The sequence below is a fragment of the Nocardia sp. GCM10030253 genome (genome assembly GCF_042675075.1).
Taxonomy (GTDB): domain Bacteria; phylum Actinomycetota; class Actinomycetes; order Mycobacteriales; family Mycobacteriaceae; genus Nocardia.
Genome location: NZ_JBHTDL010000014.1, coordinates 385,911 through 399,769 on the forward strand (window position 1 = coordinate 385,911; position 13,859 = coordinate 399,769).

Annotated in this window: 3 protein-coding genes (1 of these 3 only partly in view); all 3 read right to left on the minus strand. The window is 68.1% G+C overall.

Going from position 1 to position 13,859, the window contains the following annotated elements; all coding sequences use genetic code 11:
- Tightly spaced (each overlapping or abutting the next), the 3 genes in view from ACFQZZ_RS31335 to ACFQZZ_RS31345 form a layout consistent with a single transcriptional unit that may run on beyond the window.
- Positions 1–288: a hypothetical protein gene (locus tag ACFQZZ_RS31335; protein WP_378687837.1), complete on the minus strand. Its 288-nt coding sequence runs from the start codon at positions 286–288 to the stop codon at positions 1–3.
- Positions 285–782 (minus strand): hypothetical protein, encoded by a 498-nt coding sequence (locus tag ACFQZZ_RS31340; RefSeq protein ID WP_378687840.1) that lies wholly within the window; start codon positions 780–782, stop codon positions 285–287. Before ACFQZZ_RS31340 ends, ACFQZZ_RS31335 begins: the two co-directional genes overlap by 4 nt.
- A protein-coding gene (locus ACFQZZ_RS31345) for an alpha/beta hydrolase (RefSeq protein WP_378687842.1) crosses the window boundary here: on the minus strand, positions 783–13,859 show its final stretch. Its footprint extends 14,544 nt past the window's final position; only the last 13,077 of its 27,621 coding nucleotides appear in the window; its start codon lies off the right edge, out of view; its stop codon occupies positions 783–785.

The following is a 13,859-nucleotide window of genomic DNA, read 5'->3' on the forward strand; positions in this document are numbered from 1 at the left end:
TCATCGGTTTCCGCTCTCATCCGCGAAGCGGTAGTACGTCGATCGGCTCGGCTGCACCAGAGCCCGCATGAAGCTCGGTCCTTCCGCCGGAAGGACAACGCGCCGTTCGCTTTTCGAGAGCACTCCGTCGCGATAATATTCGCGGGCCAGGCTGCCCCACTCGTCGTCGATGATCCTCAGCGCCACTCCCGCGTCAGTGCTCCAGGTGAACTCGGCCACCTTCTCCGGGCGCAGGTCTTTGGCGTAGGTGTACAGCACGACTCGGGTCGGGGTCGATGATTCGCTCATCGGTCGGTCTCCTCTGTGCTGGGTGAGGTGGTCGGGTCCGCGGCTCGCGACCAGACCTCGAGTCCGTGGCGGCGGCGGTCCTGCCTGGTGACGAAATCGTTGATGGTGCCGAGGAAGTCCTTCGAGCTCACGTAGTCGGCGGTTTCGTCGTCGGCGGCAGTCGCGAAGGTGAGTTCGTCGAGCTTCATGCGTTGCGAGCCGCGCTCGATCAACAAGTGAGCGAAGTAGTTTCGGCGTGTCTTCCAATAGCGGACGGTCGCATGGTCGTCGAGTTCGATGGCAGTGGCGCCGCTCTGCACGACATAGCCGGTGTGGTCGGCGTTCACATAGAAGGCGACGAGTTTGCCGAGGCATTTGTCGATCAGTCCCGCTGTGGGCGCCGACGACGAGGCGGGGCGCAGCGTCCGCACGATACGTCCGGTAGCAGTGGCGTACTGAACCCATTCGAACCGGTTGTTGCGCGCCAGCCAGATCAGTTCGCCGCCCTCGGCCATTTACCGGACCCCCAGCAACTGATTGATGCGGCGACTGGTCCGGCCCGCGGCGTTGATGATGTCCATCGGCGTCTTACCCTTCACGTCTCGGAGAAACTCGAACGTCGGACCCACCGGTTCTCCGTAGTGTCGCATGTTCCGTCGCTCGGCCCATATGTTGAATATCCTCGGTAGCTTCGCCCTTGTCGTCAGCTTCATCGCGTTGCGCTGGTCGATAGCCCAGCGGGCTGTCGTCTCCGGGTCTTCTCCCGCCTCTACCCTTGCCAGTCCTTCGATGGTGATGCCGCGGGTGGCGTCCACGTACTCCTGCCTGGCGGCGCCGATCGGCCCGAGCGTTCTGATCCGACGCCACCAACCGCCGGCGCAGCCCGCCAGGCCGAGCGGGTCGACCCAGCTGTGCGGATTGTGCACATATGCCGTGGCACTGGCCGGATTCGGCTCGAGACCGAGCGGATCAGGCGCGGTATAGGTCGCCGTTGCCGGGTTGTAGTACCGGTGCCGGTTGTAGTGCAGACCGGTTTCCGGGTCGCGAAGTTGACCGGCGAATCGCAGCGCGGTCTCGGCGTGCCCGTTCCAGTGCGTCTGGCCCCACAGCATTTTCGACGCCCAGCCCGCGACCGACCCGGTGCCAGGGTCGAGCAGTTCGGTCGGCGCACCGGCCAGGTCGGTGACGATAGCGTGGAACGCGGTGTCGATGGTGGCCTGATGTACCGCGCCGCCCAGCGCCACCGGCGTCGGCGGCCGGCCGGTAGCGCGGGTGTACTGGGTGAGCGGCTCGTGGGTTTCGGGATGATGGGTCCAGCACCAACTCGAGGTCGACGGCGGCAGGCCGGGTACCTGGTTGTGCTGGAACACGAGATCGTCGCCGTCCCAGCCGAAGATCACCGACTCCAGCACGTTCGCGGCGCGGTCGGTGTGGATCTTGGACACGCGACGGCCCAATGGGTCGTAGCCGTAACGCCAGAAGGTGCCGTCAGGCGCGGACACCGTGCGGATCTGGCCCGCGGCGGTGTGGGTGAATTCGAAGACCTCGGGCTGGTGCGACAGGCGGCTTCGAACCACCCGGACGAGGCGCCCCGCCGCGTCGTACCAGAAGCGGCGTCTGCCCGATTCGGTGACGAGGGTGCCCGTCGAGAGCACCGGGCTCGGCACCCCGGACTCGTCGGAGGCGCGGGTGAGCACACCGGCCGGGTCGTAGCCGTACTGTTCGCCTGCCCCCGGCGGCCGTTGCGTCGCCACCGCGGTCACCCGGCCGACTGGGTCGACGTCGAAATGCCGCGGGCCGCGTAGTAGGTCATCGGTACCGGTGGCGTAGCCGTCGGCGCGGTAGGTCCAGGTGCGTCCGGCGACGGTGCCTGTCGGGTTCTGCACGTGCTGGGCGATGATCCGGTCCCGGTTGTCGTAACGCCGAGTGATCCGGGCGGCGCCGATGCCGCGCACGGTCTCGTTGCCGGTCGGGTCGTAGCCGAAGCGCAGTACATCGCTCGGCCCGTGCCCGTCGTCGGTGGCGGCGGTGACCAACAGGCCGGTGTCGTCGTAGCCGAACATGGTGCGCCAGCCCAGCCCGGCGCCAGGCACCGCCCTGGTGTCGACGATCCGCTGGGTCCGCTTGCCCGCGCTGTCGTAGTCGCCGGCCACCGTGACGTCGTTGATCTGCTCGGTCAGTATGCGACCAGCCACATCACGGGTGATCCGCACCACCGCATCACTATTGGCGGCCTCGACGAGATCACCATGCCGGTCGTAGCGGTAGACGGTCACGCCGTCGTCGGTGTGCTCCTCGGTGACCCGGCCCGCGACGTCGAAGACGAAGCGGGTGGTCTGGCCGAGGGCGTTGGTGGTGGACCGGACTCGGCCCGCCGAGTCATAGGCATACGTCGTGCGCGCGCCGTTGTAATCGATTTCGGCGACCACCCGGCCCGCGCTGTCGTACTCGTAGTGCCACACCAGACCGGTCGGGTTGGTTACGGAGGTGATCTGCAACTGCGTGTCGTATCCGATGCGCAGGCGGGCGCCGTCCGGCCCGGTCATCTCGAGCGGCGAGTCCAGCACCGTGTAGGAGGTGGTGGCGGTGTTGCCTGCCTCGTCGGTGCGCGAAAGCTGGTTGCCCTCTGCGTCATAGGTCCAGGTGACCGCGGTGCCGTCAGGATTGCGCTGCGTCAGCGGTCTGCCGTCGACGCTCCACGTGTGGGTGGTGGTGCGGCCGAGCGGGTCGGTGACCGATCGAATGCGGCCGAACCCGTCGCGCTCATAGGTCCAAGTGCGCTCGCCGGGAGCGGTGACTCGCACCGGGAGTCCGGCCGCGTCACAGTCGACCGTGGTGCCGAGGCCGGTCGGATCGATAACCCGGCGCAACATGGAACCTGTTGCGCGGTAATCGTATTCGTAGCGAGTGCGGGAACCGTCCGGGCCGGTCGCAGCCGTGGTGTTGCCGACCGCGTCCGAGTCGTAGGTCCAGGTTCGGCCGCCGGGGTCGGTCTCGGAGCGCGACTCACCCCAGGCGCCGCGGGTGAGCCGCGTAGTCGCGCCGTCGGGTCCGGTGACTGCCGTGACCAGGCCGAAGAGGTCGCGCTCGTAAGTCACCGATGCTCCGGTCGGATCGACCTGGCGCACCAGGTGGTGCGTGACGTCGCGTTCGAAGGTGCGCACACCGCCCGGGGACGCGACCTGCCACACGTCACCGTTGACGTCGGTGCGGAAGATCAGCACCCGGATGTGGCCGAAGATCGGATCTTCGCGCACCACGGACCGGTTCGCCACCGCGCGCGGGCCAACGGCCTGGATCTCCCCGACAACCGGCATCGCCTGCAGCGCGTCAAGGGCGGCCTCGACATCGAAGGGCCGTGGTGCGCCGGATATGTGCGAATCATCCAGGGGGCGCACGGTTTCGATCAGAGCCGCCCATCGGCCGCCGGATGCGGCATCGGCCGCCCGGTCCTCGCCGTACGCAAAGGCGTTGGCGTACACACCACCGGTGCCGATTTGGGCCACGCAGCGGCCCTCGGCGTCGTACCGGTGGTGGTAGGACACGCCGTTGCGATCAGTCCACGAGGTCAGCCGGTGGGCGTCGTCGTAGGTATAGCGCAGCTCCTGCCCTGCGGCGTTCGCCACCGCGAGCAGCTCACCGACACTCGAATACCGGTACCCGGCCACCGGAATCGACTCTCCCGCTGACTCCAGCGACAACCCCGACACCCAGCCGATGCCAGGGCCGGTCGACACCCGCAAGACCGCACCGCCCGAATGCCGCACCGCTGCGACGAGACCCGCGTCGCCATACTCGAAGCTCAGGTGCTGACCGCCCCGATGCCGCAGCGCGGCAATCGGCGCGACCGCCGGATGCTCGACAGCGACAAATTCCCGGATGACGCCCGCCGCCAGGTCCCGCACCCGATAACGCCCGTCGGCCAGCGACAGCGGACGCCGCGGCCCGGATTCCGGAAAGACCTCCGCACCACCGGGTTCCGGATGCGGATAGCTGAGCACCGCGCCATCCGCGCAAACCAGCACGACACCATCGGCATCGAATTCCAGCCGCTCGTCCAGCGTCGACAGCCACCCGGGCCCGAAGTGCCTACCCAACCGCACTGACGACAGATGGATGCGCTGCACTTCCAGCGGCAGCACACCCGCGGTCCGCAGATCGTTGCTCGCCAACAGCACCGCGCCCGAGGACATGTCGACCGGCTCACCGTCGGTGCACCGATCCGGCCCGGTCACCGACGCCGCGTTCCCGGTCGCCGTCGCCACCTCGCGCCCACGCATCGGAGCAACAACCGGACCGACACCCGGATCGGATTCGGAGGCGGCAGTGTCCCCCGGGGATTCCGGGTCGGCCGCAGCCGTACTTACCGCGCCATTCGGGTCCTGGTCGGTGCTGGGCTCGAGCGCTCGGACCGGAGCGGGCCGCAGCGTCGATTCGCCCGCGGCCGCCGGGTCCTTGCCATACTGCGGCAGATCGGCCAGGCGGGCGCCGACATGGTTGCCCGCGCCGGCGTGGTCCAGCAACAGCTTGTTGAGCAGTTCCTCACCCTCGGTGACCTCCGCATCCGGGTACTCGAGCGCTGCATACGATTCCGCCAGCGCCTCCCGTGGCCGGAAGTTCTCGTGCTTGTCGAAGCAATACTTGCTGAACTGCTGGCGCAACCAGATCTCGTACTCGTCCGTCCAATCCGCGTCGGGATCCGCGTCGGCTCGGTAGGTGCGCGCGTAGTACTCGAAAAGCGCGAAGCTCGCCTCGTCTCCGGCCCGGAGCCCGCCGGCGTGCTCCATGGCGTGGCCGAATTCGTGCACGATATTGCCGTACACCGGCCGATCCGCTGGGCCCACATGGAATTCGGCCGCCACGTCCGCCGCCCATGCCTGCCGCAGCGCCTCGGGATCGGTGGCGAATCGCAGATTCAGGGTGATCGCCTTGGTTCGGACTCGGCCGTTCTCGATGATCCATTCGGCCTCGGCGACCTGATTCGGGCCGTCCAGTGCACCGATGCGCACGATCTCCACATCGATCTCGTGGTGCGTGTCCAACTGATCGCGGACCGCCCTTGCGAATTCGCGGGCCGACTCGACATCCACACCGGCGAGGTCGAATCCCTCGACCGTGACACCCAGGGTGTCGCGCACTATCGCGGCCACCTCCGGCGCCGTGGCGCAGCGCGCGAACTCGTCGTCGGGGCTGCTCGGCACGACGTGATCCATCGGACCGGGGTCCGAGGCTTCGGGCCCGCCGGAAACCGTGGCGTCTCGGCCGGTGCTTGCGGTGCCGTCGCTGCCAGGGTCGAGAGGCATGAGCACGCCCGCCGCAAGCTTGGACCCGCTCAGATCGAGCCATGCTTCGCCGGTGATGTTGCCGCGCACCTGGATCTCGCGCAGCCGGTCCAGCGCGCCATCGATCGCCGCGCCTTCGATCTGGAGCCCCGCCAACATTGCCGCTAGCCGCGCCGGATCCAGGGCACGGACCGCGTCCAGCACCGCCGGATCGAGCTCCTTGTTCACCATGTGCGCGACGAACTCGGAATGAATCAGATTTCGCAGCCGCGGATCCGCCCGGGACTCGGGATCCGGCACGGGCGTGAAGGATTCGCGATCCACTGGGAAGGTGTAGCCGTGGTCGATCGGAATCACATGGACTGCACCGGATTCGTCGGCACGGGTCAGCCAGTTCCGCTTGGGGCGGTCGTGCGATCCGGCGATGTAGTCCAGCACCGCCATCATGCTGCGTTCGGTCAGCGAGTACTGGTCGACCGGCCGCGCCGGGTCGGTGGCCGCGGCGAACTCCATCAGCGAGCCCGTGCCCTCTGGGCCGTCCCACAGCGTGGTCGTCGGGACCAGACCGAATCCGAGCAGGTCGTCCATGCGTGCGAAGGCCACGTCGCGGACCGCCATGCCGGTAGGGGGCAGGTTCATGCCCTCGGTCCACTGGCCGTCCTCGGGCTTGTACACCCAGACGCTGTCGTCCGAGAACTGAACTCGCAGCACCACATTGAGCTGGTCGAAGTCACCGATCCGGCCGGCGGTCTCGCCGTAGCCGAGCTCGTGCACCGCGGCCTCGCGCTCGCTCATCGTCTCGCCATCGGGAATCGAGGCGAAGGCGGAACCCACATGGCCCGGCGCGCCGAGCCCCGGCCAGGCCGTGCCGGTGATCCGGCCGTTGTCCTGTATCTCGGTCAGCCTGGCTACCGCGGCGTCGATGGCGGGCGGTTCGACACCGAACCCCTGTAGCAACTCGACAAGGCGGCCTGGCTCGAACGCTCTGATCTTTCCCAGCACAGTCGGATCCAGCCGCTGGCCGAACGCGTCCACCACGAACGGCGAACGGATCCGCCCGATCCTGGCCCCGCGCTCGTCGCCCTCGTCGATGAAAGTGAACGATTCCGGGCCTTCGGGCAGCACATCGGGGTTGTCGAAGAGCAGCAACCGCTTCGGCGCGTCGGGCTGTTCGGACGTCGCGGGCAGCGTGCCCCAGTTGGTCGGGTTCCGGTCGATGTGCCCGAAAACATAGTCCAACACCGCCGCCAAGTGCCGCTGCTCGATCGGATACTCCCGGACCGGGAGTCGTGGGCTGTGCGGAATGAACTCGCTCAGGGATCCGCGGCCGTGCGGACCTTCCCACAGCTGCGCGCGCGGCACCAGACCGGCCCCGATCATCCGGTCGAACTCCGACATCGCGACCTCGCGCACCGCAAGACCCGTGCGCGGGATGCCGACGAGATCGGCCTCGTCCGCGTCGAGTTCGGTCCGGTAGACCCGCAGCGTCCCATCCGAGAACTCGATGCGGAAGACGTTTCCGAACTCCCCGAGGGGAGATTCGGACACCACCGGACCCCACGCCGCAAGTTCGGCCGCACTCACGTGCCACGGCCCGTTGTCGGCAGCATCACCCGGATCCGGCTGCTGCGAGCGCACGGCCCCGACCGGCGCCTCCGGTTCGGGGCTCCGCTCGCCGGGCCCGCCCGGTCGCTCGGGGCCGGTTGCCGGAGTCCGGTGCCCGACCGAATCCCGTTCACCGAAGCCGGAATCCAGCTCGACCTCGATGAAGCGAGGGCGATACTTCGTGACGTCGGCGATGACGGCGTCAGGGACGAGGCTGTTGACGTTGTAGCTGATGATCAGCTTGTCCCCGTCACGGAGTTCGGGGTGCTCATGGGCGTTGTAGACGATGACGTTCGCGTCGCCGTAACTGCCGTTGGGCCCTGGCTCCGGGGTCCGATAGAGCACGGTCCGGTCGGTGAACGGACCTGTCGGTGAATCCGCGACGTAGGCAACGATTTCGGTGCTGAACGCGACGGTTGTGTCCTGGGTGATCAGCAAATAGCGTCCGCGCCATCGGGTCACGCTGTATTCGTTGGCAACCCCGGGCATGATCGGTGCGGATTCGGTTTCACTGCGGGTCCACCCGGTGCCGTCGAAGTACTCCCACACGCCGGTGAGGTCATCGCCGACGACCCTGGCCACGTGCATGTGCTTGGTCGGCCCGTCCTCCTTCATCCCGTAGATGTAGGTGTGGGTGCCGTCGAACTCGACCCACGACGCCCAATTGACACCGCTCTCGGACGGCATCGGCGTGACGCTGATCCGACTGAGATCGTCCGCGTCGAAGCGGGCGAGCAGGTTGTCGCGGAAGGCGAAGTCCCACATGCCGCTTCCGGTCCGGCCGAATCCGACGAACATGACGTTCACCGTCGATCCGGCGACGAATCCGCCGCCGAGCCAATAGAAGCCGCCCTCGGTGTCCTGCACCACCGCCTCCGGCGCGTCCGGAGTGCCGCCGTGCACCGTGGACAGTTGCCCGTTGTCGTCGACAACGAAGGTGTTGTTGACGAACGCGCCGTCCGCGGGGCGCGAGCCGTCCGCATCGACCGCTCCGAGGAAGGTGTCGGAGAACATCCACAGGTGCCTGCCGTCGGGCAGGCGCCGGGAGTACGTGCTGTCGGCGCCGGTCCAACCGCCGCCGGTGTCGCCGTAGTCGTTGAACATGGTGTCGAGGTCGGTTCGCGGGATGACGCGAACCACGAATCCTGTGTCGTCGCCGTCCCAACTGCTGCCGATCCGAGAGATCGGCTGTGCGGCCGCGTCCTGGCCGTGCATATCGCTGGAGCGCAGCGGATTTCCTTCGGCATCGAAGACGATCCCGGACACCGAGGCCACATTCGGCCCCGACTCGCCCCACTGGTACGGACGCCAGGCACCCTCGTTGGGGTCACGCACCATGATCGTGCCGCCACGGTTGGCCATCACGTAGGCGTGCGCACCGACTTCGTCGGCGGTGAACTGCCCGTGGTACTGGTCCACCATGAGGACCACCCGGGCCGGATCGTTCTCGTCGAGCAGCCGCGCGGCCACCTCGTCGCGCGAGGTGAAGCTCTGCAGCCGACCGCCCGCGTAGCCTTCCAGCGCGGCCCCGGACAGGCCGGACAGGCCGATGTCGCCGATCGGCACCCGGGCCACGGTGCTGCCGGTCTCATCGATCACTATCCGAATCGACTCGGGCGCACAGGTATTCGGGTTCTCGACCGATGCGGTGTCGGCGCCGAAGCCGAACCGGCCCATGACCCGCCGCAGCACTGAGCCGGGGCGGTCGGCATCGGCGTCCACCGTCGGTCGGCTCTCGTTCCCGGTGGTTTCCGCGGCGACGAGGAGGCCGCGGTCGAGATCGGACTGCTCCAGATCCAGCCACGCCTTGCCGGTGATCTTCCCGTTGACCTGGATCTCGTCGAGTCTGCGCAAGGCGGCGTCGATGGCCGCGCGTTCCAGCCCGAGCTCGGTCAGCATCATCTCCAGTTGTGCCGGTCCCAGATCACGCACCTTGGCGAGCACCTCGCGCGGCAGCGTGCGGCCCAACGCGTCGGCGACGAACACCGACCGGAATCCGAAGCGCTCCAATGGTGTCGCGTCCGCCGGAAAATTCGCGGCGTCTTCGGTGAAGGAGAGCCGATCGACGGGGAAGGTCTCGCCGTGGTCGAACGGAACCACCCGCCCGGTGCGGCGGTCGGTGAAGAAGTTGCGGGTGTGTCGGTCGCTGGCACCGGAGATGTAGTCCAGCACCGCCAGCATGGCCCGATCCGCCTTGGAGTACTTGCCGACCTCCTGACCCGGGGTGACGTCCGCGGCGAACGCCATAAGGGAGCCAGTGCCCAGATCGCCGCGCCACAGCGTGGTGGTCGGCGCCAGACCGAAGCCGAGCAGCTGATCGAGGCGGTAGACCGCGACTTCGCGCGGCGCCATGGCCGAAGGCGGAATCACACTGCCGTACACCGGTTCTCCGACGACCGGTTTATACACCCACACGCTGTCATCGCCGAACTGCACCCGGAACACTTCGTTCACGTGCTCGTAGCGCCCGAGCGGTTCGGGCCGGCCGACGGCCGGGCCCAGGTCATGCACGGCTTGTTCGGCCGGGTTTATGGGCACCGGCGGCGCCACCAGACCAGACGGTGGCCGTCGCACGTCGTGGATGTCACCGGTCCAGGCCGAGCCGGTGATCTTGCCCGCGGTTCGGATCTCGGTGAGCCGGGCGACGGCGCCGTCGATAGCCTCCCGCTCCAAGCCGAGATCGGCGAGCACCTGCGCCAGCCGGGCCGGGTCGAGCGCCCTGACCTTGGCCAGCACCCCGGGATCGAGCGACCGGTTCAGCGCGTCGGCGACGAAGCTGGAGCGAATTCCGGTGGTGTCATTGCTATCCGGGAACATGTACCCGTTGTCGATGGCGACGAACGTGCCGCCGGTGGACTCGAGGTAGTTGCTCCAGCTGCGATCACGGTTGGCGCCGATATAGTCCAATACCGCCATCATGTCCCGGTCGGCCTGGGTGTAGTCGGCCAGCGGGCGGCCCCATGGGCGGGACGAGACGAACTGCTGCAACGATCCGGGGCCTCGGCTGCCGTCGAACAGTGTGGTGGGCGGGACCAATCCGAAGTCGAGCAGCGCATCCAGCGCATACGCGCCGACCTCGCGGACTGCCGCGCCCGAGGGTGGAACATGGACCGGCGTCGCGGATTCGCCCGAGGCCGGTTTGTACACCCACGAGGTGCCGTCCGAGAAGTTCAGCTTCATGGCCTCGTTGGCATGGCGCAGCTGCCCAAGGGATTCCGGGGAACCGAGCACCGGGCCCTTCGCCCGCAGCGCCTCGTCGACAGCGATCCACGGCGGCGGTTGCGATACGCCCTCATCGATCTCGAACCAGATGGTCTTGCCTTGGCCAGGACCGTGCGGGTCGATATCCCAGTCGCCGGCGAACTCGTCGAGCAGCGCGAGACCACTCGCGACGGACTCCCCCGCCTCGGGAACCTCCGGGACCACCTCGCTTCTATCGAAGACCTCAACTCGCACCCGTCGATGCCCCGCGTCATCGGTCACCATCACGACGAACAGACCGTCGCTATCCGTGTGCTGCAGTACATTTCGTACCAACGCCGCGGTCATCAGTGCCGCGTCGTCGACCTGGCCATGATCCGCCCAGTCCCCCATCGCCGCCCGGACCAGCCGCTGCGCCTCCGCGACAAGCCGCGGATCGCCCTGCACGATGTCCATTTCGGCGTGGCCCGCATGGTCGCTGATTTCGGGAGGCAGCCCGGCCGATTCCCGGTGCCCGCCCAGATCGGGCCAGGCCTCGGCAATGACCGCACCGTGGCGCTGGATCTCGGCGAGCCGGTCCAACGCTCCATCGATCGCCTGCTGTTCGATCCCGAGGGATTCCAGCATGGTGGCCAGCTGCGCCGGAGCCAGTGCCAGCACCTGTGCCAATACCGAGGGCTGGAGCCGACGGTTCAACCCCTCCTCGACGAACACCGTCGCGCTGCCACCGACCCGCTGCCCGTCGGGAGCGATGAAGATGAAGGAGTCCCGGTTCACCGGGAAGGTGTAGTCGTTGTCGATCGGCACCAGCACGCGTACCGGCTCGCCCGCGTCGGTCTCGGCCCACCGCGTGTACCAGTTTCCGCCATGGCGGTCGGAGTTTCCGGCGATGTAGTCGAGGACCAGCAGCTGATCTTGCTGGATCTGACTGTATTCACTCGTAGGTTCTCCGGGATGGAGACCAGGCACAAAGGTGATCAGCGATCCCTCGCCCGCACTGCCCTCGTACAGCGTGGTCGTGGGAACCAGGCCGAAGCCGAGCAGTTCGTCGAGACGCGAGAAGGCGACCGCCCGCACCGGCATCCCCGACGGCGGGATATCGATGCCCCATTCCAGCGCCGCTTCGGTCGCGTCGGGCTTGTATACCCCCAGACGATCCGACCCGAAGTCCACCCGGAACGCGGGGAAGGTGGCGCGTTCGCCGAGCTCGCCCTCGACTCCGCGACCCCACTCCCGCATCCGCTGTTCGGCGGGGCTCGGCTGCCACTCCGGCTGTGGCAGACCGATACCGACCTCGGGCCGGTGCGGACTCGGCCTGAACCGGTCGATCGGGCGATCGGCACGTTCGTCGACGTTGAAGAGAATGCCGTGGGTAGCGAGCACGCCCTTCGGCAGCAGGTTGCGCCGGAACTTCTGCGGCGATTCGCCGAGAGTCTTGTCGTACACCATCACCTGCCCGCCCTGATAGGACAGGACGTAGGCGTGCGCGCCGACACCGTGCTCGTCGACCAGACCGCGGTACTCGTCGACAACGAGCATTGTCGCGCCGTTGCCCATCCGTTTCAGCATGGCCGCGATCCGCGCGGGCGAGTCGTACATCTGCATCCGCCCGCCCGCAGCCGCTTCCAGCTCGGCGGCGGTCATACCGTTCGGGCCGACCTCCCCGATCGGCACCCGCACATCGGCGTTCGGCAGCAGCTCGGCGATCGTACGCACGGCGTCCGGACCGCACTCCGCGCTGCGGACCTGGTCGCGGCGCCGCAGTGGCCAGCGGCGCCGTGGGGTCGACTGCGGCTCCTGATGCGGGACCCGGCCGTCCGCGGTCGAGATCGTCCGCGCCGGACGTTGTTCGGCAGCGCCGCGAGTGTCGGTGCTGTCGAACTCGACGGCAGTGCGTCCGCTCTCCGGATCGTTCGGCGTGTTGACCTGGCGCTGCCGCCAGTTCGGGTCGGCGAGGCCTGGGCGGCGCCGGGCCCGGATCATGTCCTGTGGTCGCTCCGCCGCCAGCAGCACAGCGTTGCGCAGCGCCTCCGGCACTGTGGTCCGGGCCGCGTCCAGGTATTTGAAGTAGGCCCGATGCTGGTCGAATCCAGCCATGCCCGAGGGGAATTCGGAGGTGACGCGCACACCGCCGAAGACGCGCGTCGAGGGATCGAGCCCTTGGCCACGGCCGGCGAACCGGCCGTCGCGATCGGGGATATCCGAACCCGCCCAGGTGACCGGATCCCCTGATGACGCTGCGACATACACCGGGATACCGAAGTCGGCGGCGCTGCGCATAGGGCCGACACCGGGCGATCCGAGCAACATCACCGCCTCCACCACACCGACGAACCGACCGTTCTCGCCCGCGTAACTGGTTGTCACCGAGCCATAGCTGTGTGCGAAGAGGTAGTTGCGCGGCATCGTGGCGGTCTCGGACCTGGTCGCGTGGTACTGGCGGGTCGCGCGGTAGGCCGCCATGTCCCTGCGCAGAATCCGCGCACCCGCCTTTGCCGGTTCCGTGCTGACCGTATCCAGCACGATCCGGCCGCCGTTGGGCGCGTCGTAACCGATCCAAATGGCCGTCGCCACCCGCAGGTCCGGATTCATCCTGGTGGTCAGCTCGTACATGTCGACCGCGCTGCGCAGGTTGCCGGGCAGTTTGAGCATTGTGGTGGTGATGCCCGGCACGATCCACGACACCGACTGGGCGGTGTCCACCTCACCGACGGCTACCACCGCGCGCCCGGTCCCGCCGAATTCCGTTCGGTCGTAGGACAATACGTGCACCGGCGGGTGGTCGGCCAGCTGCGCGGCCCGCGCGTCGGCCTCGGCGAGCGCGGCTCTGGTGGCCACCAGGTTGCGCAGCTGCTGCATCTGCGCCGCGGTCAAGCGGCCGCGTGGCCCGAGCCCGGGCTGGGGCCTGCGGGCCAGGAATGCGTCGAAGTCGCGGGTGATCTGCAGTCGATTAGCCTGGTCCCGGAACTCGGCAGGGATCCCGTCGGAATTACCGACCTGGAACGGATGCGCGCGCACCAGCGCGGCCCGCTCCTCGGGACCCAGCTGTTCGTGCCACCAGCGCGCGATGCGCTCGGCATGTGCTCGAGCCTGGTCTTCGATGGTCACATCCGTGTCGACGTAGTCGGCAGGTTGCAGCAGCGCGGGCGCGGCCCCTGGCTCCAGCTTGTCGAGCGCGGTGCGGGCGAGGGCGAGTTGCGCGGCCGACGGTGCGACCACTGCGGTTTGGGCGGCGGCCGGATCGACCGGCACCACAACGTCCCGGCCGAGGAACTGGATCGTTTCCCGCGCGCCAGGACGGTGTGCGTCAGTGGTCACCGTCTCGCCGAGGCCCGCGCCGATCCGAGCAAGGTTGTCCAGCGCCCGCGTCGGTGTCGTCCGGCTGCCGTCGGCGAACCAGTAATACTGGTGACGTTCGGCGAGCACGCTGGCGAACCGCGGGTCGACGGGGAACTCCGAGGCCACCCGGACCGCGCCGAACGCCGCCGTCGCCGGGTCGACGCC